At 59.3% G+C, this 21,883-nt stretch carries 23 protein-coding genes; 18 read left to right on the top strand and 5 right to left on the bottom strand.

What is annotated here, in order from left to right; genetic code table 11:
• Positions 1-16: 16 nt before the first annotated feature.
• The 4 genes from ACZ9BB_RS03100 to ACZ9BB_RS03115 all read left to right on the top strand — a co-directional run bounded on the left by ACZ9BB_RS03100 (position 17) and on the right by ACZ9BB_RS03115 (position 4,175).
• A complete protein-coding gene (locus ACZ9BB_RS03100) occupies positions 17-637 on the top strand; it encodes a 2-dehydro-3-deoxy-6-phosphogalactonate aldolase (RefSeq protein WP_476212488.1) in 621 nt (206 codons plus the stop codon).
• A gap of 47 nt (positions 638-684) precedes the next feature.
• The gene (gene dgoD / locus ACZ9BB_RS03105) at positions 685-1,833 is read left to right on the top strand and encodes a galactonate dehydratase (protein ID WP_007903915.1); all 1,149 of its coding nucleotides are present in this window, start codon (positions 685-687) and stop codon (positions 1,831-1,833) included.
• A gap of 167 nt (positions 1,834-2,000) precedes the next feature.
• On the top strand, positions 2,001-3,311 hold the full coding sequence (locus tag ACZ9BB_RS03110; RefSeq protein ID WP_476212489.1) for an MFS transporter: 1,311 nt from the start codon (positions 2,001-2,003) through the stop codon (positions 3,309-3,311).
• Between the two features lie 60 nt (positions 3,312-3,371).
• Positions 3,372-4,175 (top strand): IclR family transcriptional regulator, encoded by an 804-nt coding sequence (locus tag ACZ9BB_RS03115; RefSeq protein WP_476212490.1) that lies wholly within the window; start codon positions 3,372-3,374, stop codon positions 4,173-4,175.
• Here ACZ9BB_RS03115 and ACZ9BB_RS03120 read toward each other — a convergent pair.
• Entirely contained in the window at positions 4,172-5,224 is a 1,053-nt protein-coding gene (locus ACZ9BB_RS03120) for an NAD(P)-dependent alcohol dehydrogenase (RefSeq protein WP_476212491.1), read from the bottom strand. The two genes, ACZ9BB_RS03115 and ACZ9BB_RS03120, sit on opposite strands and share 4 nt — an antisense overlap.
• A gap of 191 nt (positions 5,225-5,415) precedes the next feature.
• On the opposite strand from ACZ9BB_RS03120, the gene ACZ9BB_RS03125 reads away from it, so the two are divergent.
• Positions 5,416-6,306, top strand: a complete 891-nt coding sequence (locus ACZ9BB_RS03125) for an AraC family transcriptional regulator (RefSeq protein WP_105343055.1) — start codon at positions 5,416-5,418, stop codon at positions 6,304-6,306.
• An 83-nt stretch (positions 6,307-6,389) separates the two neighbouring features.
• Here the strand turns inward: ACZ9BB_RS03125 and ACZ9BB_RS03130 are convergent, their stop codons facing one another.
• Positions 6,390-8,054 (bottom strand): electron transfer flavoprotein-ubiquinone oxidoreductase, encoded by a 1,665-nt coding sequence (locus ACZ9BB_RS03130; RefSeq protein WP_476212492.1) that lies wholly within the window; start codon positions 8,052-8,054, stop codon positions 6,390-6,392.
• 548 nt (positions 8,055-8,602) lie between these two features.
• Here ACZ9BB_RS03130 and ACZ9BB_RS03135 point away from each other — a divergent pair.
• The 10 genes from ACZ9BB_RS03135 to ACZ9BB_RS03180 all read left to right on the top strand — a co-directional run bounded on the left by ACZ9BB_RS03135 (position 8,603) and on the right by ACZ9BB_RS03180 (position 18,256).
• A complete protein-coding gene (locus tag ACZ9BB_RS03135; protein ID WP_007942046.1) occupies positions 8,603-9,352 on the top strand; it encodes an electron transfer flavoprotein subunit beta/FixA family protein in 750 nt (249 codons plus the stop codon).
• 2 nt (positions 9,353-9,354) lie between these two features.
• Positions 9,355-10,284, top strand: a complete 930-nt coding sequence (locus ACZ9BB_RS03140) for an electron transfer flavoprotein subunit alpha/FixB family protein (protein ID WP_476212493.1) — start codon at positions 9,355-9,357, stop codon at positions 10,282-10,284.
• 81 nt (positions 10,285-10,365) lie between these two features.
• On the top strand, positions 10,366-11,214 hold the full coding sequence (locus ACZ9BB_RS03145) for a substrate-binding periplasmic protein (protein WP_476212494.1): 849 nt from the start codon (positions 10,366-10,368) through the stop codon (positions 11,212-11,214).
• A gap of 9 nt (positions 11,215-11,223) precedes the next feature.
• Entirely contained in the window at positions 11,224-11,580 is a 357-nt protein-coding gene (locus ACZ9BB_RS03150; RefSeq protein ID WP_476212495.1) for a DUF4398 domain-containing protein, read from the top strand.
• Complete coding sequence (locus ACZ9BB_RS03155) at positions 11,577-12,389, top strand: OmpA family protein (protein WP_476212496.1); 813 nt, start codon at positions 11,577-11,579, stop codon at positions 12,387-12,389. The genes ACZ9BB_RS03150 and ACZ9BB_RS03155 overlap by 4 nt, the downstream gene beginning before the upstream one ends.
• A gap of 348 nt (positions 12,390-12,737) precedes the next feature.
• Positions 12,738-14,177, top strand: a complete 1,440-nt coding sequence (locus ACZ9BB_RS03160; RefSeq protein ID WP_258699662.1) for an aminotransferase-like domain-containing protein — start codon at positions 12,738-12,740, stop codon at positions 14,175-14,177.
• A gap of 87 nt (positions 14,178-14,264) precedes the next feature.
• A complete protein-coding gene (locus ACZ9BB_RS03165; RefSeq protein WP_476212497.1) occupies positions 14,265-14,738 on the top strand; it encodes a translation initiation factor 2 in 474 nt (157 codons plus the stop codon).
• 166 nt (positions 14,739-14,904) lie between these two features.
• A complete protein-coding gene (locus ACZ9BB_RS03170) occupies positions 14,905-15,159 on the top strand; it encodes a YkgJ family cysteine cluster protein (RefSeq protein ID WP_476212498.1) in 255 nt (84 codons plus the stop codon).
• A gap of 40 nt (positions 15,160-15,199) precedes the next feature.
• Entirely contained in the window at positions 15,200-15,802 is a 603-nt protein-coding gene (locus ACZ9BB_RS03175) for an START domain-containing protein (protein WP_476212499.1), read from the top strand.
• Positions 15,803-16,162: 360 nt separating this feature from the next.
• A complete protein-coding gene (locus tag ACZ9BB_RS03180) occupies positions 16,163-18,256 on the top strand; it encodes an LTA synthase family protein (protein WP_476212500.1) in 2,094 nt (697 codons plus the stop codon).
• Positions 18,257-18,315: 59 nt separating this feature from the next.
• Here ACZ9BB_RS03180 and ACZ9BB_RS03185 read toward each other — a convergent pair whose 3' ends face one another.
• Positions 18,316-18,474, bottom strand: a complete 159-nt coding sequence (locus ACZ9BB_RS03185) for a DUF3309 family protein (RefSeq protein ID WP_172901242.1) — start codon at positions 18,472-18,474, stop codon at positions 18,316-18,318.
• Positions 18,475-18,762: 288 nt separating this feature from the next.
• On the opposite strand from ACZ9BB_RS03185, the gene ACZ9BB_RS03190 reads away from it, so the two are divergent.
• The 3 genes from ACZ9BB_RS03190 to csrA all read left to right on the top strand — a co-directional run bounded on the left by ACZ9BB_RS03190 (position 18,763) and on the right by csrA (position 20,314).
• Positions 18,763-19,578, top strand: a complete 816-nt coding sequence (locus ACZ9BB_RS03190) for an SDR family oxidoreductase (protein WP_476212501.1) — start codon at positions 18,763-18,765, stop codon at positions 19,576-19,578.
• Positions 19,579-19,642: 64 nt separating this feature from the next.
• The gene (locus ACZ9BB_RS03195; protein WP_476212502.1) at positions 19,643-19,975 is read left to right on the top strand and encodes a YnfA family protein; all 333 of its coding nucleotides are present in this window, start codon (positions 19,643-19,645) and stop codon (positions 19,973-19,975) included.
• 153 nt (positions 19,976-20,128) lie between these two features.
• Positions 20,129-20,314: a carbon storage regulator CsrA gene (gene csrA / locus ACZ9BB_RS03200; protein WP_476212503.1), complete on the top strand. Its 186-nt coding sequence runs from the start codon at positions 20,129-20,131 to the stop codon at positions 20,312-20,314.
• A 6-nt stretch (positions 20,315-20,320) separates the two neighbouring features.
• Here csrA and ACZ9BB_RS03205 read toward each other — a convergent pair whose 3' ends face one another.
• Positions 20,321-20,548 carry a YheU family protein gene (locus ACZ9BB_RS03205; protein WP_476212504.1) on the bottom strand — a complete coding sequence of 76 codons (228 nt, stop codon included), beginning with the start codon at positions 20,546-20,548 and terminating at the stop codon, positions 20,321-20,323.
• A gap of 132 nt (positions 20,549-20,680) precedes the next feature.
• Positions 20,681-21,871: an osmoprotectant NAGGN system M42 family peptidase gene (locus ACZ9BB_RS03210; RefSeq protein WP_476212505.1), complete on the bottom strand. Its 1,191-nt coding sequence runs from the start codon at positions 21,869-21,871 to the stop codon at positions 20,681-20,683.
• Positions 21,872-21,883: the final 12 nt, after the last annotated feature.

The raw sequence follows: 21,883 nt of genomic DNA on the forward strand, positions 1-21,883 counted from the left end.
TGACTGGAGGTCTGACATGCTCAAGCAAGCACTGGCACAAAACGGTCTGATCGCGATCCTGCGTGGCCTGCGTCCGCAAGAAGCGGCAGCCGTCGGCGAAGTCCTGTATTCGGCCGGATTTCGCGTCATCGAAGTGCCGCTTAATTCCCCTGAACCGTACGAAAGTATCCGCATTCTGCGCAGTACTTTGCCCGCCGATTGCCTGATTGGCGCGGGCACGGTGCTGACCCCGGAGCAGGTCGAGCAAGTGAAAGCGGCGGGCGGCCAAGTGATCGTCATGCCCCACAGCGATGCCAAGGTGTTGCGCGCGGCGAAAGCGGCGGGGCTGTTCCTGTCGCCGGGCGTCGCGACGCCGACCGAAGCGTTTGCGGCGCTGGCTGAAGGGGCGGATGTGTTGAAGATGTTCCCGGCCGAACAAATGGGGCCAGCCGTTGTGAAAGCCTGGCTGGCGGTGTTGCCGGCAGGGACGGTGCTGGTGCCAGTGGGCGGGATTGCGCCGGACAACATGCAGGTGTTTGTCGAGGCCGGCGTCAAAGGTTTCGGTCTCGGTTCCGGGTTGTTCAAACCGGGCATGACGGCTGACGAAGTAGCGGTGCGCGCCAAGGCGTATGTCGCTGCCTGGAATGCGTTGCGTTAAGACTTTTTGGCGCTGTGAGCGCTGCATCTACAAGAGAGACAATAGAGATGAAAATCACCAAACTCACTACCTTCATCGTCCCGCCGCGCTGGTGCTTCCTCAAGGTCGAAACCGACGAGGGCGTGACCGGTTGGGGCGAGCCTGTGGTCGAAGGCCGCGCCCACACCGTTGCCGCTGCCGTTGAAGAATTGTCCGACTACCTGATCGGCAAAGACCCACGCAACATCGAAGACATCTGGACCGTGCTCTACCGTGGCGGCTTCTATCGTGGCGGCGCGATCCACATGAGCGCCCTGGCCGGCATCGACCAGGCGTTGTGGGACATCAAGGGCAAGGCCCTGGGGGTATCGGTCAGCGATCTGTTGGGTGGTCAGGTGCGGGACAAGATTCGCGTTTATTCGTGGATCGGTGGTGATCGCCCGGCAGATACCGCACGCGCCGCGAAAGAAGCGGTCAGCCGTGGCTTCACGGCGGTGAAAATGAACGGCACCGAAGAGCTGCAATTCCTCGACTCCTTCGAGAAAGTCGACCTGGCCTTGGCCAACGTCGCCGCCGTCCGCGATGCGGTTGGCCCGAATGTCGGCATCGGCGTGGACTTCCATGGCCGGGTGCACAAGCCCATGGCCAAGGTGCTGATGAAGGAACTCGACCCGTACAAACTGATGTTCATCGAAGAACCGGTGCTCAGCGAAAACTACGAAGCGCTGAAAGAACTGGCACCGCTGACCAGCACGCCGATTGCCCTCGGCGAGCGGTTGTTCTCGCGCTGGGACTTCAAGCGTGTGCTCAGCGAAGGCTACGTCGACATCATCCAGCCCGATGCCTCTCATGCGGGCGGTATCACCGAAACCCGCAAGATCGCCAACATGGCCGAAGCCTACGACGTGGCGCTGGCGCTGCATTGCCCGCTGGGCCCGATTGCCCTGGCGGCGTGCCTGCAACTGGACGCGGTTTGCTACAACGCGTTCATCCAGGAACAGAGCCTGGGCATCCATTACAACGAGAGCAATGACCTGCTCGATTATGTGAAAGATCCGCGAGTGTTCGATTACGACAAGGGCTTCGTGAAGATCCCCAACGGTCCAGGCCTGGGCATCGAGATCAACGAGGAATACGTGATCGAGCGCGCCGCCGTCGGCCACCGCTGGCGCAACCCGATCTGGCGTCATGCCGATGGCAGCTTTGCCGAGTGGTGATTTGACACCGTCCTTGTAGGAGCGAGGCTTGTCCGCGAAGGCCACGCCTCGGTCTGCTTGATTTTTATCGGCGTTCCCACTGACGCCTTCGCGGGCAAGCCTCGCTCCTACAGATTTTGTTGCGTTTCGTCCATTGACCTCAATAAACATAAGAAGAGGCACCCCCCATGCAACCGCAAACCCTCACCGGGCAGGCGTCGTTGGTGACGCCCAGTCGCAAGCGTTTTTTCATCATGGTCCTGTTGTTCATCACGGTGGTGATCAACTACCTGGACCGCAGCAACCTGTCCATTGCCGCCCCGGCGCTGACCAGCGATCTGGGCATCGATCCGATTCATGTCGGGCTGATTTTTTCCGCGTTCGGCTGGACTTACGCCGCCATGCAAATCCCCGGCGGCTGGCTGGTGGACCGGGTACCGCCGCGCATTCTGTATAGCGTCGCCCTGCTGCTGTGGTCGCTGGCCACGGTGATGCTCGGTTTTGCCGCCAGTTTCATCGCGCTGTTCGTGTTGCGCATGGCAGTCGGTGCCCTGGAAGCGCCGGCGTACCCGATCAACAGCCGCGTGGTGACCACCTGGTTCCCCGAGCGCGAACGCGCCACCGCCATTGGTTTCTACACCTCCGGGCAGTTCGTCGGCCTGGCGTTCCTGACGCCGGTGCTCGCCTGGCTGCAGCACCAATATGGCTGGCACATGGTGTTTGTCAGCACCGGTGTAGTGGGCATTATTTGGGCGGTGATCTGGTACGCGGTGTATCGCGAACCACGGGATTTCAAGGGCGCCAACGACGGTGAAGTCGAGCTGATCCGCGAGGGCGGCGGGTTGGTGGATATCCAGGCTGAAGCTGCCAAGACCAAGGCGAAATTCAGCTGGGTCGACCTCGGGATTGTTCTGAGCAAACGCAAGTTGTGGGGCATTTACCTGGGCCAGTTTTGCCTCAATTCCACGTTGTGGTTTTTCCTGACGTGGTTCCCCACCTATCTGGTGAAATATCGCGGCATGGACTTCATCAAGTCTGGCTTGCTGGCGTCGCTACCGTTTCTGGCAGCCTTCGTCGGTGTGTTGTGTTCGGGTTTTTTCTCCGACTTCTTGATTCGTCGCGGTTACACGGTGGGTTTCGCTCGCAAATTGCCAATCATTGGCGGCCTGCTGATTTCCACCTCGATCATCGGCGCCAACTTCGTCGAGTCGACGCCGCTGGTGATTGCCTTCCTTGCGCTGGCCTTCTTCGGCAACGGCCTGGCCTCGATCACCTGGTCGCTGGTGTCGACCCTGGCCCCGGCGCGCTTGCTTGGATTGACCGGTGGCGTGTTCAATTTCATCGGCAACCTGGCGGCGATTACCACGCCGATCGTCATCGGTTTCCTCGCCTCCGGTGATTCGTTTGCCCCTGCGATTACCTATATCTCGGTTCTGGCGTTGTTGGGGGCGCTTTCCTACGTGTTACTGGTGGGCAAGGTCGAGCGTATCAAGTTGTAGTCGCAGCCGTCGGGCGACCATAATGCCGTCCGTTCACTCGCTCAACGGTAAAGGCTGGATATGCAGGAAGACGCCCCAAAAATCGCCAAGGACGCCGCGCCGACCGGCACCCAGACACTGCTTCGTGGCCTGGGTGTGGTGCAGGCGGTGGCCAGTGGCGCCCGCGATCTCAAGGAAATCGCCCGGCTGATCGGCACCACGCGCAGCACCACCCATCGTCTGGCCAGTTGTCTGGTGGACGAGCGTTATCTGCGGGTGGTGCCGCAAGTCGGTTATCTGCTGGGGCCCAAACTGATCGAGCTGGGCTTCCAGGCACGTGAAGAGCTGCCGCTGGTGACGCTGGCCGGGCCGTATCTGGATGAGTTGTCGGCGTTGACCGGCGACACCATTCACCTGGCGATTCGTGAAGGCGACGAGGTGCTGTACCTGCACAAGAATCCGGGGCACAACGGTCCGGAAATGCGTTCGCGGGTGGGGCATCGCATGCCATTGGCGCGTACCGGGATCGGTAAGGCGCTGATGCTCGATGACACGCAGGAAGAATGGCAAAGGCTGTATGAAATCAGCTTGCCGGTGGGTGGGAAAAATCAGTTCTGGCCGCAGCACCCGGAGCAATCCTGGGAGCAGTTTCAGCAGCGCATGATCGAGTACGTGGCCGGCGGTTACGCCTTCGACCTGGAAGACAACGAACCGTCGATCCGTTGCGTGGCGGCGCCGATCCGCGATGCCAGCAAGCGCATCGTCGCCGGCATCAGCATCGCCAGCACCGTGCCGTACATGCCGCTGGAAAAAATGGCCGAGCTGATTCCCCTGATCAAAGGGGTCACAGCCCGGCTGTCGGCGGAGTTGGGCCTGAAGGTTTAGAGTTTTAGCGTCGCCATGTCGATCACGAAGCGGTATTTAACGTCACCGGCGATCATGCGGGTGTAAGCCTCGTTGATCTGGCGGATGTCGAGCATTTCGATGTCGCAGGAGATGCCGTGCTCGGCACAGAAATCCAGCACTTCCTGGGTTTCGGCGATGCCGCCGATCAGCGAGCCGGCCAATACGCGACGGCTCATTACCAGTTTGCCCCCATGCACCGGCGGATCGATCGGCTCGATCAAACCCACCAGAATGTGCACGCCGTCGAAACGCAGCGTATCGAGGTAGGGATTGAGGTCGTGCTGCACCGGAATGGTGTCCAGCAGGAAGTCGAACTGTCCTGCGGCAGCCTTCATCTGTTGCGCATCGGTGGACATGATCACGTGGTCCGCGCCCTGGCGACGACCTTCTTCAGCCTTGCTCGCCGAGCGGGTGAACAAGGTCACTTCAGCGCCCATCGCCTTGGCGAACTTGATGCCCATGTGACCGAGGCCTCCCATGCCGAGAATCCCGACCTTGTCGCCGGCCTTGACGCCGTAGTGCTTGAGCGGCGAGTAGGTGGTGATGCCAGCACACAGAATCGGCGCGGCGCTGGCCAGGTCAAGCTTCTCCGGGATGCGCACAACGAAGTGTTCGCTGACCACGATGCTGTCGGAGTAACCGCCCATCGTGTTGCTGCCATCGACCCGGTCCGGGGTGGCGTATGTCGTGGTCGGACCTTCGAGGCAGTATTGCTCCAGATCGGCCTGGCAGGCTGCGCAGTGGCGGCACGAGTCGACCATGCAACCGACGCCGACCAGATCGCCGACTTTGTGTTTAGTAACGTTCGCGCCGACGGCGGTCACTTTGCCGACGATCTCATGGCCGGGCATCAGCGGGTAAACCGCAATGCCCCACTCGTTGCGCGCCTGGTGGATGTCGGAATGGCAGACGCCGCAGTAGAGAATCTCGATTGCGACGTCGTCGGGCCGTGGACTGCGGCGTTCGAATTTCATCGGGGCGAGGGGAGTGGTGGGCGACTGAGCGGCATATCCGATGGCGGTGTACATGGTGAACCTCGCAAAAGCAGTGACAGGTGAGGCGAGCCATTCTGGGCACCGCACGGGTGACCGGCCATGGCGATTCCTCCGGGTGTCATGCCTAATCCTCCGGCATCCATCTTCGATGGGTCGTATTGGCGTTCAGACCTGCGATGATGTTTTCATCCCTTTTTTCGTTACTTTTTTGTGAAGAGCTCCCCATGTTGTTGACCCGTTATCTCGATGCCAATGCCACGCTGGTTTCGCTGATCCAGTCGCTGACCACCCGCGATGGTTACACGCCAACCGCGTTGCCAGGCGTGCAGATTTTGCGGGCCAGTCGTGATTTGGCCCGCGGCCCGCAAATCTACGAGCCAAGCCTGGTCATCATTGCCCAGGGTGGCAAGTTGGCGTATCTGGGGTCGCGTACTCTGGAATACGGTGCCGGGCATTATTTGATTCAGGCGCTGCCGGTGCCGTTCGAGTGCGAGACGTTTTCCGCGCCCGATGGCCCGATGCTGGGCATTTCCATCGCCATTGACCGGGTGTTGCTCGGTGAGTTGGTGCTGGCCATGGGGCTGGCGTCGGGGCGCTATATCGCGGCGCAGACGCCAGAGTCCATGACTTCGGCGGTGCTCGATGATGCGATGCGGGGTTGTGTTGAACGGCTGTTGCGCTGTCTGCACGACCCGCTGGAGAGCCAGGTTATGGGACAGGCGCGATTGCGTGAGTTGTTGTTCGTCGCCTTGCGTGGGCCGCAAGCCGATGTATTGCGGGCGCTGGTGGAGCAACAGGGGCAGTTCGCCCGGATCGCGGCCTCCCTGAGCCATCTGCATGCGCATTACACCGAGCCGCTGAACGTCGAAGCCCTGGCCAGTTGCGCCAACATGAGCGCATCGACGTTTCACGAGCATTTCAAACGCTGCACCTTGTTGTCGCCAGTGCAGTATCTGAAGCGTTTGCGTTTGCTCAAGGCCCAGCGCTTGCTGCAGGGCGAAGGATTGGGCGTGGCCCAGGTGGCGCATCGGGTGGGGTATCAGAGTACGTCGCAGTTCAGCCGTGAGTACAAGCGTTACTTCGAACGTAATCCGGGGGATGAGCGCGCTGCCTGATCCACAGGTTCTTGTGGTGACGCTTGAATTGCGGGCAACAAAAAGGCCCCCATTCAGGGAGCCTTGATGTTCAGGTGTTCGACTTACATGTTCGGGTAAGTCGGGCCGCCGGAGCCTTCCGGCGCCACCCAGGTGATGTTCTGTGCAGGGTCCTTGATGTCGCAGGTCTTGCAGTGAACGCAGTTCTGGGCGTTGATCTGGAAGCGCTTCTCGCCGTCTTCCTGGGTGACCACTTCGTACACGCCGGCCGGGCAGTAACGCTGGGCAGGTTCATCGTACATCGGCAGGTTCTTGGCGATCGGAATGCTCGCGTCGGCCAGCTTCAAGTGGCACGGTTGCTCTTCTTCGTGGTTGGTACCAGAGATGAACACCGAGCTGAGTTTGTCGAAGCTGATCTTGCCGTCCGGTTTCGGGTAGTCGATCTTCTTGCAGTCGGCCGCCAGTTTCAGGCACGCGTAATCCGGCTTGGTGTCGTGCAGGGTGAACGGCAGTTTGCCGCCGAACCAGTTCTGGTCGATGTAGTTGAACGCGGCGCCGAGAATCGGGCCGAATTTGTGCATCGCCGGGCCGAAGTTGCGGCTGGCGAACAGTTCGTCATAGAGCCAGCTTTTCTTGAAGGCGTCGACGTAAGTGGTCAGCTCTTCGGTGCCGTCTTTGTCCGCGAACAGTGCGTCAGCTACCGATTCAGCGGCGAGCATGCCGGACTTCATCGCCGTGTGGCTGCCTTTGATCTTGGCGAAGTTCAGGGTGCCGAGGTCGCAACCGATCAGCGCGCCGCCCTTGAAGACCATTTTCGGCAGCGAGTTCAGGCCACCTTTGCAGATAGCACGAGCGCCGTAGCTGACGCGCTTGCCGCCTTCCAGGTATTGCTTGAGCACCGGGTGATGCTTGAGGCGCTGGAATTCGTCGAACGGCGACAGGAAAGTGTTGCTGTAGGACAGATCGACGATCAGACCGACCACCACCTGGTTGTTTTCCAAGTGATAGAGGAACGAGCCACCGGTGTTCTCGGTGCCCATGATGTCCAGCGGCCAGCCGGCGGTGTGGACCACCAGGCCAGGCTGGTGCTTGGCCGGGTCGATTTCCCAGATTTCTTTCAGGCCGATGCCGTAATGCTGGGCGTCGGCTTCGCTGTCGAGGTTGAAACGCTTGATCAACTGCTTGCCGATGTGGCCGCGGCAACCTTCGGCGAACAACGTGTACTTGGCACGCAATTCCATGCCCGGGGTGTACAGGCCTTCTTTCGGATTGCCTTCGCGATCAACGCCCAGATCGCCGGTGATGATCCCGCGAACCACACCGTTCTCGTCGAACAGTGCTTCCTGGGCGGCGAAGCCCGGGTAGATTTCCACGCCCAGGTTCTCGGCCTGCTGAGCCAGCCAGCGGCACAGATTGCCCAGGGAGATGATGTAGTTGCCTTCGTTGTGCATGGTCTTGGGCACAAAGAGGTCAGGAATCTTCTGCGCGCTGTCAGCGTTCTTGAGAACGAAGATGTCATCGCGGGTGACTGGCGTATTCAGCGGCGCGCCGAGTTCTTTCCAGTCCGGGAACAATTCGTTCAGAGCCCGTGGTTCGAACACGGCACCGGACAGGATGTGAGCGCCGACTTCGGAGCCTTTTTCGACCACGCAGACGCTGATTTCCTTACCGGCTTCGGCGGCCTTCTGCTTCAAACGGCAGGCGGCGGACAGGCCAGCGGGGCCGGCACCGACGATGACCACGTCGAATTCCATGTATTCGCGTTCCACAGGCTATCTCCTACTCAAGGCTCAACAGTTTTTTTCTAATTGGAGGTTTGGCGTTGCATCCATTATTTCCTTGCGGCAAACGCCGAAGGAGACAATGGATGACCCACCTTTCTCTCTAGGTGGCGCATTATATCTACACCACTCTTAGCGTCCAATACAAACGTTTGTTTGAAATGGCTCAAAGCCAGATAAATCAAAGTCACCGCGGCTTATGACTGGCCATTTTGCCGTATTGACCGGAATAGGCGTTCCGGTCAAGATACGGGCGGTTTTGCGCTCGCCGTAGGCTGACTGTTGGTTTCAAGAGCACCTCTAAAGACAGGGCGATGGCAGTACAAGGTGATGCGCCGCGCAGGTTTTTCGCGCAGTTTACACGCCACGATAATGAATGACTCGTCAGTCACCACTGACGAACGGTTATCAGCCTCGTGAGCAAGGTTCACCCTTTACACCTGCCAGCGTTTTTAGAGGTGCCCTTGCGCCGATGAGCATCAACCGCCAGGTTCGCCTAGGCGACTTTCTTTTCACCGGAGAGTAACGAGGAATCCATGAAGGTTCTTGTAGCTGTCAAACGCGTTGTTGATTACAACGTCAAGGTTCGCGTCAAGGCGGACAATTCCGGCGTCGACCTCGCCAACGTCAAGATGTCGATGAACCCGTTCTGCGAAATCGCAGTGGAAGAAGCCGTACGTCTGAAAGAGAAAGGCGTTGCGACTGAAATCGTCGTCGTCTCCATCGGCCCGTCCACCGCTCAAGAGCAACTGCGCACCGCGCTGGCTCTGGGTGCCGACCGCGCCATCCTCGTCGAATCCGCTGAAGATCTGACTTCCCTGGCCGTTGCCAAACTGTTGAAGGCCGTTGTCGACAAGGAACAGCCTCAGCTGGTGATCCTCGGCAAACAAGCCATCGACAGCGACAACAACCAGACTGGCCAGATGCTCGCTGCACTGAGCGGCTACGGTCAGGGCACGTTCGCCTCGAAAGTCGAAGTGTCCGGCGACAGCGTTGCCGTGACCCGCGAAATCGACGGCGGCGCGCAGACGGTTTCCCTGAAACTGCCGGCCATCGTCACCACCGACCTGCGTTTGAACGAGCCGCGCTACGCGTCCCTGCCAAACATCATGAAAGCCAAGAAGAAGCCTCTCGAAGTGCTGACTCCGGACGCTTTGGGCGTTTCCACCGCCTCTACCAACAAGACCGTGAAAGTCGAAGCGCCGGCTGCACGCAGCGCGGGTATCAAGGTCAAGTCGGTGGCTGAACTGGTCGAGAAACTGAAAAACGAAGCGAAGGTAATCTAATCATGACTATCTTGGTAATCGCTGAACACGACAACAAAGTGCTGGCCCCGGCCACGCTGAACACCGTTGCTGCTGCCGCCAAGATCGGTGGCGACATCCACGTTCTGGTTGCAGGCCAGGGCGCTGGCGCCGTGGCTGAAGCCGCTGCGAAAATCGCTGGCGTGAGCAAAGTCCTGAACGCTGACAATGCTGCTTACGCGCATCAGCTGCCGGAGAACGTTGCTCCACTGGTAGCCGAGTTGGGCAAGGGCTACAGCCACATCTTGGCTGCCGCCACTTCCAACGGCAAAAACATCCTGCCACGCGTTGCCGCGCAGCTGGACGTTGACCAGATCTCCGAGATCATCTCGGTCGAAAGCGCCGACACCTTCAAGCGCCCGATCTACGCCGGTAACGCCATCGCTACCGTGCAGTCGAACGCTGCGGTCAAAGTGATCACCGTCCGCGCCACCGGTTTCGACCCGGTTGCAGCTGAAGGTGGTTCGGCGGCTGTTGAAGCCGTTGCCGTTGCACACGACGCTGGCACTTCCAGCTTCGTCAGCGAAGAACTGGCCAAGTCCGATCGTCCGGAACTGACCGCTGCCAAGATCGTCGTTTCCGGCGGCCGTGGCATGCAGAATGGCGACAACTTCAAACACCTGTACGCCCTGGCCGACAAGCTGGGCGCTGCCGTCGGTGCTTCCCGCGCTGCTGTCGACGCCGGTTTCGTACCCAACGACATGCAGGTCGGTCAGACCGGCAAGATCGTTGCGCCACAGCTGTACATCGCCGTTGGTATCTCCGGCGCGATCCAGCACCTGGCCGGCATGAAAGACTCCAAGGTGATCGTTGCGATCAACAAGGACGAAGAAGCGCCGATCTTCCAGGTGGCCGATTACGGCCTGGTGGCAGACCTGTTCGAAGCCATCCCTGAGTTCGAGAAGCTGGTCTAATCCGGCAGCTTGACTTATAAAGAGCCCGACCTTTTGGTCGGGCTTTTTTTTGTTCCGGATTTGAGTGGGGAGAGTGTTGCGATGGGTCTGCGCCGCTGGTTTGGCTGCTCTTTGTTTCCGGCTTGGTGGCTGGGCCTGGCGCTGTTGCCGGGGCTGTCCGCTGCCGCGGGCAAATGCGAGCGCCTGGTGGTGACCGGCAGCCCGGACGCGCCGCCGTACCTGTGGCAAGACCCGCAAAACCCCACCCACCTGATAGGCGCCAGTGCTGATCTGTTGCAGCAAGTGGCGGGGGAGTTGGGCATCAAGGTCGAGCTGCTTTACGCCGGCAAACGCTCCCAGGCCCTGGACGAAGTGCGCAGCGGGCGCATGGACATGCTGGCCGATGCGCCCTTGGCGGTAAATGAGCTGGAAAATCTGGATTACATTCATCCACCGCTGCTGGAAAACGATTACCTGGTCTGGACCCGCAATGACTCGCTATTGGTCTACAACGAAGCGCAAGACCTTCACGGTCATCCCGGCGCGTTGTCGGAAAAGGCTCGAATGACCCCTTCATTCGGCACTTTCGCCGAGCAGCAATTGACCCTCGTGCGCACACCCAATCTGACTCAGGCCTTTCAGAAATTGCTGCTGGGCGAGGTGGAATTTGTCCTCGCCGGCCGCTACTCGGGCATGGCCATGGTGCAAACGCTGGGGATGGCCAATGACTTGATGGCCCACCCTCAACCCATCGACAAACCCGGCCTGTATCTCGCGGTTTCCCATAACTCCGCCTGTAACGATCCCTGGTTGCGCGGACAGCTGGCCAAAAAGATGACAGAATTGCCCGCGTCCGGACTGACGGAGGCCGTGTTGCTGCGCAATGTCGAGCGTTGGAAAGCGCAAGGCTCGCAACAGCAGCCACAACCCGTCAGTACCCCAATACAGTAGGGATTTTTAGTGAGTATTCGACCTCTTTTCGCTGTCCTGGCCGTTCTGGCTCTGGCGGGTTGTGCAGCCGATCCGGCGCCGAATGAACAAATACGCCTGACCGAACAGGCCCTCGAGCAAGCCAAGGCCGTCGGCGCTACTGTCGATGACGTGCCGGAGCTGAAACTGGCCGAAGACAAGTTCAAGCGTGCCAAGGGCAACATGGCTGACCAGTCCTTCAAGAATGCACGCATGCGGGCCGAGCAGGCCGAGCTGGATGCGCGCCTGGCCGAAGCCCGGGTCCTGACCCTCAAGAGCGAGAAGCAGTTGAACGTGCTCGACACCCGCATCACTCGCCTGCGCAAGCAACTGGGAGATGCCCAATGAGCCTCAAGACCCAAGTACTCACCGGCTTGATCCTGGCCGGTTGCGCAAGCTTGTATGGCTGCGCCGGTCAGCACAGCGAAGCCGCGTTGCAGCAGGCCGGCGCCGACTTCCAGAAGGTCAAGGAAGACTCCAACGTGTTGCGCATTGCGCCCAAAGACGTGATCCGTGCCGGTGAATCCCTGGCCCGCGCCGATCGTCTGTCCAGCTACTGGGGCAGCGGTTCGGACGTTGTGCATTACGCCTACCTGAGTCAGCGCTACAGCGAAATCGCCCGGGAACACACCAATCAAGTGCTCAACGAGGAGCGAGCAGCCAAGCTCGAACTCGAGCGTCAGCGCCTGCAACTGGCCCTGCGCGAGTCCAAGTTGCTCAGCGTGCAGCAGCAGGGCAAGTGGCTTGAAGAGCAGATCGTGGCGTTGGCGACGACCCAGACCGACCGTGGCCTGGTGATGACCCTGGGCGATGTGCTATTCGATACCGGCGAGGCGGAGCTGAAAAACTCGGCTAACCGCGTGGTGCTGAAGATCGTGCAGTTTCTGCAGCTCAACCCCAAGCGTGTGGTGCGGATCGAGGGCTACACCGACAGCACTGGCGGTAAACAGGAAAACCTCAAGCTGTCCCGTGACCGTGCGCAATCGGTGGCTGACGTGCTGACGGATTTGGGCATCGATGACAAACGCATTCAGGTCGAAGGTTACGGCGATGAATACCCGGTGGACGCCAATGCTTCCGAGCGCGGGCGTGCACAGAACCGTCGGGTGGAAATTGTGTTCTCCGACGAAAAAGGCCAACTCGGCGCCGCCCGCTAAGGGCGGCGTCATTGGAAACCCCGGCCTGTTCAGCAGCGCCGGGTTTTTTTTGCACGCGGACAACCTTGTAGCAGCTGGCGAAGCCTGCGCTCGGCTGCGAATCAGTCGTCAATTCTTGCGCGGCTCCCCAGAATGATCGAGGAGGACTTCGTCCTCGAACGCAGCCTTCGGCACCTGCTACAAGGTTTAGCCGATCAATTGCATCGCATCTTCGCAAAAAACAGTACAGTTTTTGCTGACACTGCACTGTACGGTCGACTATTGTGGCAACTGTCCCAGTACACTTCTAAACTGTTCCGGTATTGTTTCACACAAGAATAAAATGCCCGTGAAATCGAGTGCTGCGTCATGACCAATCTCTTGCTCTATCAACGAATTGCTCAGCAACTGGCAGAAGACATCCGTCGGGGTGTCTATCAACCGGGGGAGCGCGTGCCTTCGGTGCGCAAGATGAGCTCGCAGCTCAACGTCAGCCATGCAACGGTGTTGCAGGCCTACGCCAACCTTGAGGATCAGGGGCTGATCCGTGCCCGGCCGCAATCCGGGTACTACGTGCACCAGACGCCCGCCCTGACGGCGCCAACCCCGGACATTGCGCGGGTCGAGCGCCCCGGCCTGGTCACCCGCAGCAGTATCATTCAGCAAGTACTGGTCGAATCGCGCCGCGAAGGTGTTTTTCCGTTGGGCGCGGCCGTGCCGAGCGTCGATTATCTGCCGGTGCGGGCACTTCACCAGCAACTGGCCAAAGTCACCCGTTTTCATAGCCCGCGGGCGTTCAGCTACATGTTCAGCCCCGGTTTCGAGCCGTTGCGTCGGCAAGTGGCGATCCGCATGCGCGATGCCGGCGTGGTGGTCGACCCGTCGGAAGTGGTGATCACCCACGGCTGCGTCGATGCATTGCAGATGTCTTTGCGCGTGCTGACCCGGCCGGGCGATCTGATCGCCGCCGAGTCGCCGACCTATTACGGTTTGCTGCAGCTGGCCGACCTGCTGGGGCTCAAAGTCATCGAGATTCCCAGCGACCCGGCCACCGGCATGAGCCTCGAAGCCCTGCAACTGGCAGCCAATCAGTGGTCGATCAAGGCACTGGTGCTGACAACGCGCCTGAGCAACCCCTTGGGCGGCACCATGCCCGAAGAGCGGCAGAAACAACTGCTGCGCCTGGCCTCGGATTTCGATATCCAGGTGGTCGAAGACGATATTTACGGCGAGCTGATGTTCGAACAGGGCCGCACCAAGTCACTCAAGGCCTATGACCGGCTGGATCGGGTGATCTATTGCTCCAGCTTCTCCAAAACCCTGTCGCCCGGTGTGCGGATCGGCTGGATGATTGCTGGCAAGTACCAGCAGGAAATCCAGCGCTTGCAGACGTTCAGCACGCATTCGGCCTGCAGCGTTACGCAAATGGGCATAGCGGCTTACCTGGAGAACGGTGGTTACGATCGGCATTTACGTTACATTCGTCAGGAGTACCGCAAGAACCTCAGCGCTTTCCAGCTGGGCGTGCAGCAGTACTTCCCGGAGGGCACGCAGATGACCCGGCCCACTGGCGGTTTCATTTTGTGGGTCAGTCTGCCCGGCCGGGTCAACACGCAGGAACTGCATGTGCGTGCATTGCAGCAGGGCATCAGCATCGCGCCGGGGCTGATTTTCAGTAACACCGAGCAGTTCAATCACTGTATTCGTTTGAACTGTGGCATCCCGTGGAACCGCGAAGCCGAGCGCGCATTGATGACATTGGGCTTGCTGGCGACGCAACTTTGTCAGGAGACGGCGAGCGGCTTTTGACCGGCCGGGCCGTTGTGAACTGCCCGCTTGTCTTGTCGTCTCCAACAGGCGAGCATATGGCTCTCTGCCGTTCGTGCCGTTGGGTCCATGAAGCCGATTTTTCCTGCCGCCTGGTTGTTGATCTGCCTGTTGATGACCTGTCACGCGCAAGGCGTCATGGCGGCTTCCGTTCAGGAAAAACCGACAGCCAGTACCACCGCGAAACAACCGGCGCCGGTGAAAAAAGCCGCTCCGGTAAAAAAGAAGGCTGCGCCGGTGAAAAAGCGTTCGCCCATTGCCTCCAAATCGAAACCGGCCAGTGAAGTGGTGAAAACCAGACTTCCTCCTGCCAATCTGGACTTGAGCTTGCCTCAGGAAATGGTCGAAAAACTCAAACCGGTCGGCACGGTACCGTTGCCCCGACACGATGCGGTATTGCCACAAATGTTCGGTGACAAGGCCGGCAGCAGTCCGTTTCAGCTCAACGGTCGCCTGCTCAACAACGAAATGCAGTTGCAGTTGCGCAATGAAGAGCGTCGGGAAGTTGAGGGCGCGGCGCTGGATTTCGAGTTCAAACAGTAAATCCTCTCCATTCGTGACCCGCAGACCAGACGCTTTGTCGGAGACTGGTCAGTCACGTTCGATTGAGTGAAAAAACCCCGGCTCAGGTAATTTTAAACAGTCGTTTTAGCGGTTACTCTGTGCCCCGTCCCTTTAACACATTGCCCGTCGCGAGGAGCTTGTCGTCATGAAATGCCGTGAAGGCTGTGGCGCCTGTTGCATTGCCCCTTCCATCAGTTCGCCGATTCCTGGCATGCCCAATGGCAAGGCCGCCGGAGAGCGTTGCGTACAACTGTCTGTCGATAACCTGTGCAGCATTTTCGGCAAGCCTGAACGTCCTGCGGTGTGTTCGGCATTTGAAGCCGATGTCGAGGTCTGCGGAGGCAGCCGGGACGAAGCGATCAAATTGCTGGGCTGGTGGGAGCAAATGACGGCCGCGTGACGGGGCAACGTACGGAACTTCAACAATAAGGAAAAAAACTATGGGTTCGCTGCATCGTATGGCTGTGCTGTGTGGTTTGACAGTTTTGCTGGCTTCTACGGCCCAGGCCGAAGAATGGAAAACCGCCAAGGACGAAGACGGCATCAAGGTGTCCTTGAGTGAGGTGGCCGGTTCCCAATACAAGGCTTACCGTGGCGTGACCGTCATGAAGACCACCATGGCCAAACTGCGTGCATTGCAGGAAGACGTTCCAGGTGCCTGCGCCTGGATTCACGAGTGCAAGACCCAGAAGCTGCTCAAGCACGAAGGCAACCAGAGCTGGACCTATACGCAGTTCAATACACCTTGGCCGGTCACTGCTCGCGATTCGGTGTTACATGTCACCACCGTTGATGGGGCTGATGGCAGCCTGACGCGTGAGCTGGAAGGGCAGCCGAAGTACATTCCTGAGGAAAAGGGTTTTGTACGGGTCGCCCAGGTCAAGGGTTTCTGGAAGCTGGTGCCAAAAGGCGATCAAGTCGAAGTGACGTATCAGGTCCACACCGATCCAGGCGGCAGCGTGCCGTCGTGGTTGGCCAACAAGTTTGTGGTCGATGCGCCGTTCAATACCCTCAAAGCGCTGAAAGAGCGCGCCGAGAAGTAACCCGTATTCTTTTGATACGGCCCGTTCGACAACGCCCCGATTTGATCGGGGCGTTTACGTTTTACAGAGGCGCGGTGGCTTTATTTTGTTTCCGGATATGCGTTGAACGAAATTTTCACAAAGCGTCCAAGACAATTCACCCGCGCCGCACCCCGTCAGCCACGCAACTTTGCGCCACGCCGCTTGTCCCACAGCGCTATAAGCGACGGTCGGGCCTGCCGGACAGTAATCAATGGCATTGCCGCGGTTGATCGTGCAACATTTGCGCACTGCGCAAGCCCCGGGGCCGAGGATGGCCAACAGAGGGCAAGGTGCCGCTGTATTTTTGAAACTTCAACTTCCAATGGGTCCTAAAACGACATGGCAAACCCGGACGCCCTGAGTCAGCAGCGAGCTTCTAGTCGCCTGCTGCAACCGACCGTCAAATCGCATCTGGCCTACACGCTATTGTGTGCCCTGGTCATGATGGTCATGTTCAGCCTGCTGCGCGTGGCGCTGCTGGTCTACAACAGCTCGATGATCCTCGACACACCGGCTTCGACCTTTCTGGAAGCGTTCGCCAATGGCCTGCGTTTCGATTTGCGCCTGGTGGTTTATCTCAGCATTCCGCTGCTGCTGGCCCTGTTCAGCGCCCGGGCCATGGCTGCCCGCGGATTCTTCCGGTTATGGCTGACCGTTGCCTCAAGCATCGCGCTGTTCCTTGGCCTGATGGAGATGGATTTCTACCGCGAATTCCACCAGCGCCTCAACGGCCTGGTCTTCCAGTACGTGAAAGAAGACCCGAAAACCGTGATGAGCATGCTCTGGTACGGTTTTCCGGTGGTTCGCTACTTGTTGGCCTGGGCCTTGGGCACATTGATTCTGACCCTTGCGTTCAAGGGCGCCGACCGCGCCACGCGTCCTCGCGGGCCGTTCAGCGGTGGCAGCATTGGCACGCGCCAGGTCGCTCCATGGTATGTGCGCGGCGTGGTGTTCGTGGTCTGCCTGATGGTCTGCGTTGTTGCGGCTCGCGGTACCTTGCGTCAAGGCCCACCGCTGCGTTGGGGTGACGTTTACACCACCGACTCGAACTTCGCCAACCAGCTGGGCCTCAACGGCACGCTGTCGCTGATCGCGGCGGCCAAGAGCCGGATGTCCGAAGAGCGCGACAACATCTGGAAAGCCACACTGCCACAGCCTCTGGCCCAACAGACCGTGCGCGATATGTTGCTGACTCCTGCTGACAGGCTGGTCGATCCCGAGACCGCCGCGGTGCGCCGCAACTCCACCCCCGATGCCAACAAGACACTGCCGATCAAGAACGTGGTGGTGATCCTGATGGAAAGCTTCGCCGGCCACTCGGTAGGCGCTCTGGGACGTCCGGGCGAGATCACGCCGTACTTCGACAAACTGTCGAAAGAAGGCCTGTTGTTCGACCGTTTCTTCTCCAATGGTACCCATACCCACCAGGGCATGTTCGCCACCATGGCCTGCTTCCCGAACCTGCCGGGTTTCGAATACCTGATGCAGACCCCGGAAGGCAGCCACAAACTGTCCGGCCTGCCGCAGTTGCTCAGTACTCGTGGCTACGACGATGTGTACGTCTACAACGGCGACTTCGCCTGGGACAACCAGTCAGGCTTCTTCAGCAACCAGGGCATGACCAACTTCATCGGGCGTAATGACTTCGTCAACCCTGTGTTCTCCGATCCAACCTGGGGCGTGTCTGACCAGGACATGTTCAACCGTGGCCTGGAAGAGTTGAAAGCTCGCGATGGCAAGGACAAGAAGCCGTTCTATGCCTTGCTGCAGACCTTGTCCAATCACACGCCGTACGCCTTGCCGACACCACTGCCGGTTGCGCGCGTCACCGATCGCGGCAGCCTCAACGAACACTTGACCGCCATGCGCTACTCCGACTGGGCGTTGGGTCAGTTCTTTGAAAAGGCCCGCAAAGAGCCATACTTCAAGGAAACCCTGTTCGTGGTCGTCGGCGACCATGGTTTTGGCAACGAACAGCAAATCACCGAAATGGACCTGGGCCGCTTCAACGTCCCGATGCTGATGATCGGGCCGGGCATCCAGGAAAAATTCGGTCAGGTCGACCACACCGTAGGCACCCAGATCGACATCGTGCCGACCATCATGGGCCGCATCGGTGGCGATGTGATTCAACAATGCTGGGGGCGCGACTTGCTGAACCTGCCGGAAGGCGACAAGGGCTTCGGCGTGATCAAGCCGTCGGGCAGCGATCAGACGGTCGCCTTGCTCACCGCGGACCGCGTGCTGGTACTGCCTAAAGAGATGCCGCCGAAGTTGTATCAATACGAACTGGGCGGCAACCCGAAAGGTGAATTAATCCCGGCATCGGCTGACGAAGCGGCGCTCAAGCAGAAGCTCGAATCGTTCATCCAGACGGCCACCAAGAGCCTGATCGACAACACCGCCGGTGTGGTTGACGGCAAGCCGGACTAAGCGTCGACGCAATAAAAAAGAGGTCCTTTCGAGGGCCTCTTTTTTTGCGGGTATAACCTTTATATCTTGCCCAACAGCAGCAGGATCAACAGCACCACCAACACCACGCCGATGATACCGGACGGACCATAACCCCAACTTCTGGAGTGTGGGAAGACCGGCAGACCACCTATCAGCAACAGGATAAGAATAACGATAAGAATTGTGCCCATGTCTATTTCCCTTGTTGGAAGCGTGTGGATTTGACTTGGCATTTTAGCCATCAGCAGGACGTGTATTAATCCTAGCTGCTTACAAAATCCGACTCATGGGTATGAAAAAAAATTCCGGTTTTTTTTAATGTTTTTGGAAAGCACGTTTATTTCTTTTACTGCGTATCGAAGTTGAAACAGTCAGACCGCGCCGTGGTTCATCGTTGGCCATTCAGCACTCTGATGGAGCGTGGGTCGCGCATTATCCTTCGCTACACTCGCTGCATCTTCCCCGGAACAACAAGGCTGTTTGCTATGCAAAATCGCATGATGATCACTGGCGCGGGCTCAGGCCTGGGTCGCGAAATCGCGCTGCGTTGGGCGCGTGAAGGCTGGCAGCTGGCCTTGTCGGATGTCAGCGAGCCCGGCCTGCAAGAAACCCTGAAACTGGTGCGCGAAGCCGGCGGCGACGGTTTCATCCAGCGTTGCGATGTGCGCGACTACAGCCAGTTGACGGCCTTCGCCCAAGCCTGTGAAGAAAAACTCGGCGGCATCGATGTCATCGTCAACAACGCCGGTGTGGCCTCGGGCGGGTTCTTCAGTGAACTGTCGCTGGAGGACTGGGACTGGCAGATCGCGATCAACCTGATGGGAGTGGTCAAGGGCTGCAAGGCCTTCCTGCCGCTGTTGGAGAAAAGCAAAGGCAAGATCATCAACATCGCCTCGATGGCGGCGCTGATGCAAGGCCCGGCCATGAGCAACTACAACGTGGCCAAGGCGGGGGTGGTGGCGTTGTCCGAAAGTCTGTTGATCGAACTGGCCCACGAGGAAGTCAGCGTGCATGTGGTCTGCCCGTCGTTCTTCCAGACCAATCTGCTGGACTCCTTCCGCGGCCCGACGCCGGCGATGAAAGCCCAGGTTGGCAAATTGCTGGAAAGCTCGCCAATCACCGCTGCCGACATTGCCGATTACATTTATCAGCAGGTCGCTGCCGGTGAATTCTTGATCCTGCCTCACGAACAGGGCCGTATGGCCTGGGCGATGAAGCAGAAAAACCCGCAATTGCTCTACAACGAAATGACCGTGATGGCCGACAAAATGCGCGCCAAGGCCAAACAAAACGCAGGCTGAACTTGCCCGTGCGCAATACCGTCGTTAGGGTGGCCGCCACCGGTCATCCTAACGAGACGTCTGCATGCTCAATTACCTGTGGTTTTTACTCGCCGCGCTGTTCGAAATCGCCGGCTGCTTCGCCTTCTGGATGTGGCTGCGCCAGGGCAAAAGTGCGTGGTGGATTATCCCGGCCTTACTCAGCCTGACGTTGTTTGCGCTACTGCTGACCCGGGTCGAAGCGAGCTATGCCGGTCGCGCCTATGCCGCCTACGGTGGCATCTACATTATCGCCTCGATCGGTTGGCTGGCGGTGGTCGAGCGAATTCGTCCACTGGGCTCGGACTGGATCGGCGTGGTGCTGTGTGTGATCGGGGCGAGTGTCATCTTGTTCGGCCCGCGCTTTACCGCTTCCTGAAGGATTGGTCCTACATTCAGCCTATTTGTCGGACGCGTCCGTCAGGGTGCTGCATTCTGCGCCGTAGGGCGAGACTGTTTTGCCGCCGCTGTATTGAAGACCCGCCGTGCGCCGGGCATCTTCAAGGGCCGGTAATCCTGAAGGACGAATGCCATGCTTGTACTCAGTCGCGTTGTGGGCGAGTTGATATCCATTGGTGACAACATTTCCGTGCGGGTTCTCGCCGTCAACGGAGGGAGCGTGCGCTTCGGCGTTGAAGCGCCGCAGCAGGTCAACGTACATCGCGCCGAGGTCTATGAGCGCATCCAGATCAAACAGGCAAAAGCCAAGGCTCGTTAAGGCGCTTCAGTCGAACAGGTGCTTGGGCACGTCGTGTTTAAGCATCAACTGGCATTGCTCGCTTTGCGGATCGAAGACGATCAGCGCCTGGCCCTTGGTCAATGCCTGACGAACACGCAAGACGCGGGTTTCCAATGGAGTGTCATCGCCGTTGTCCGTGCCGTCACGGGTCACGAAATCCTCGATCAGGCGGGTCAGTGTGTCGACTTCAAGTTGGTCGTAGGGAATCAGCATAGGCACCTCGGCTAAACAATGGCGCGATGCTACGGCGAATGGGCGGTTGCGGCTAGCCTGGTAATGATGTGTTGGCTGAGCTACCGCCTTCGCGGGCAAGCCCGCGATGGCGATTTTCCTGGTGGCAAAATATCAGTTGTCTGCGCGCTGCCCGAGCAAACTATCGACCGACGGCACCCGGGTATCGCTTTCCATCTGCGTCTCGTGTTCGATCTGATGACTGAAACGGTCCAGCGAGCCCTTGGCCGGCTGAGCATCGCTGGCGAACACCGGCGGGCTGAGGATGTAGGCGCCGAGCAGGCGGCTGAGGGCGGCGAGGCTGTCGATGTGGGTGCGTTCATAGCCATGGGTGGCGTCGCAACCGAAGGCCAGCAGGGCGGTGCGAATGTCGTGGCCGGCGGTGACGGCCGAGTGAGTATCGCTGAAGTAGTAGCGGAACAGATCCCGGCGTGCCGGCAGTTCATTGTCGCTGGCCAGGCGCAGCAGGTGCCGCGACAGGTGATAGTCATACGGCCCGCCGGAATCCTGCATCGCCACGCTCACCGCGTGTTCGCTGGAGTGCTGGCCGGGCGCAACCGGCGCGATGTCGATGCCGACGAATTCGCTGACGTCCCAAGGCAAAGCCGCCGCCGCGCCACTGCCGGTTTCTTCGGTGATGGTGAACAGCGGATGGCAGTCGATCATCAACTCTTCGCCGCTGTCGACAATCGCTTTCAGCGATGCGAGCAATGCGGCGACACCGGCCTTGTCATCGAGGTGACGGGCACTGATGTGGCCGCTTTCAGTGAACTCCGGCAATGGATCGAAGGCGACGAAATCGCCGACGCTGATCCCCAGCGAATCGCAATCGGCGCGGGTGGCGCAATAGGCGTCCAGGCGCAGTTCGATGTGATCCCAGCTGATCGGCATTTCGTCCACGGCGGTGTTGAACGCGTGCCCGGAAGCCATCAGCGGCAACACGCTGCCACGGATCACGCCGTTGTCGGTGAACAGGCTGACGCGGCTACCCTCGGCAAAACGGCTGGACCAGCAGCCGACCGGCGCCAGGGTCAGGCGACCGTTATCCTTGATTGCGCGAACTGCGGCGCCAATGGTGTCCAAATGTGCGGAGACCGCGCGGTCCGGGCTGTTCTTCTTGCCCTTGAGGGTGGCACGGAGGGTGCCGCGACGGGTCATTTCAAAGGGAATGCCCAGCTCCTCGAGACGCTCGGCGACGTAACGCACGATGGTGTCGGTGAACCCGGTCGGGCTGGGAATGGCGAGCATTTCCAGCAGGACTTTTTGCAGGTAATCGAGATCTGGTTCGGGAATTTTGCGGGTCATGGAAACTCCTGA

This window comes from Pseudomonas sp. TE3552 (assembly GCF_056278945.1).

What these genes read in the sequence shown, in the direction of transcription:
- ACZ9BB_RS03100 (WP_476212488.1), top strand. Translation starts at nt 17, where the DNA reads ATGCTCAAGCAAGCACTGGCACAAAACGGTCTGATCGCGATCCTGCGT.
- dgoD (WP_007903915.1), top strand. Translation starts at nt 685, where the DNA reads ATGAAAATCACCAAACTCACTACCTTCATCGTCCCGCCGCGCTGGTGC.
- ACZ9BB_RS03110 (WP_476212489.1), top strand. Translation starts at nt 2,001, where the DNA reads ATGCAACCGCAAACCCTCACCGGGCAGGCGTCGTTGGTGACGCCCAGT.
- ACZ9BB_RS03115 (WP_476212490.1), top strand. Translation starts at nt 3,372, where the DNA reads ATGCAGGAAGACGCCCCAAAAATCGCCAAGGACGCCGCGCCGACCGGC.
- ACZ9BB_RS03120 (WP_476212491.1), bottom strand. Translation starts at nt 5,224, where the DNA reads ATGTACACCGCCATCGGATATGCCGCTCAGTCGCCCACCACTCCCCTC.
- ACZ9BB_RS03125 (WP_105343055.1), top strand. Translation starts at nt 5,416, where the DNA reads ATGTTGTTGACCCGTTATCTCGATGCCAATGCCACGCTGGTTTCGCTG.
- ACZ9BB_RS03135 (WP_007942046.1), top strand. Translation starts at nt 8,603, where the DNA reads ATGAAGGTTCTTGTAGCTGTCAAACGCGTTGTTGATTACAACGTCAAG.
- ACZ9BB_RS03140 (WP_476212493.1), top strand. Translation starts at nt 9,355, where the DNA reads ATGACTATCTTGGTAATCGCTGAACACGACAACAAAGTGCTGGCCCCG.
- ACZ9BB_RS03145 (WP_476212494.1), top strand. Translation starts at nt 10,366, where the DNA reads ATGGGTCTGCGCCGCTGGTTTGGCTGCTCTTTGTTTCCGGCTTGGTGG.
- ACZ9BB_RS03155 (WP_476212496.1), top strand. Translation starts at nt 11,577, where the DNA reads ATGAGCCTCAAGACCCAAGTACTCACCGGCTTGATCCTGGCCGGTTGC.
- ACZ9BB_RS03160 (WP_258699662.1), top strand. Translation starts at nt 12,738, where the DNA reads ATGACCAATCTCTTGCTCTATCAACGAATTGCTCAGCAACTGGCAGAA.
- ACZ9BB_RS03165 (WP_476212497.1), top strand. Translation starts at nt 14,265, where the DNA reads ATGAAGCCGATTTTTCCTGCCGCCTGGTTGTTGATCTGCCTGTTGATG.
- ACZ9BB_RS03170 (WP_476212498.1), top strand. Translation starts at nt 14,905, where the DNA reads ATGAAATGCCGTGAAGGCTGTGGCGCCTGTTGCATTGCCCCTTCCATC.
- ACZ9BB_RS03175 (WP_476212499.1), top strand. Translation starts at nt 15,200, where the DNA reads ATGGGTTCGCTGCATCGTATGGCTGTGCTGTGTGGTTTGACAGTTTTG.
- ACZ9BB_RS03180 (WP_476212500.1), top strand. Translation starts at nt 16,163, where the DNA reads ATGGCAAACCCGGACGCCCTGAGTCAGCAGCGAGCTTCTAGTCGCCTG.
- ACZ9BB_RS03190 (WP_476212501.1), top strand. Translation starts at nt 18,763, where the DNA reads ATGCAAAATCGCATGATGATCACTGGCGCGGGCTCAGGCCTGGGTCGC.
- ACZ9BB_RS03195 (WP_476212502.1), top strand. Translation starts at nt 19,643, where the DNA reads ATGCTCAATTACCTGTGGTTTTTACTCGCCGCGCTGTTCGAAATCGCC.
- csrA (WP_476212503.1), top strand. Translation starts at nt 20,129, where the DNA reads ATGCTTGTACTCAGTCGCGTTGTGGGCGAGTTGATATCCATTGGTGAC.
- ACZ9BB_RS03205 (WP_476212504.1), bottom strand. Translation starts at nt 20,548, where the DNA reads ATGCTGATTCCCTACGACCAACTTGAAGTCGACACACTGACCCGCCTG.
- ACZ9BB_RS03210 (WP_476212505.1), bottom strand. Translation starts at nt 21,871, where the DNA reads ATGACCCGCAAAATTCCCGAACCAGATCTCGATTACCTGCAAAAAGTC.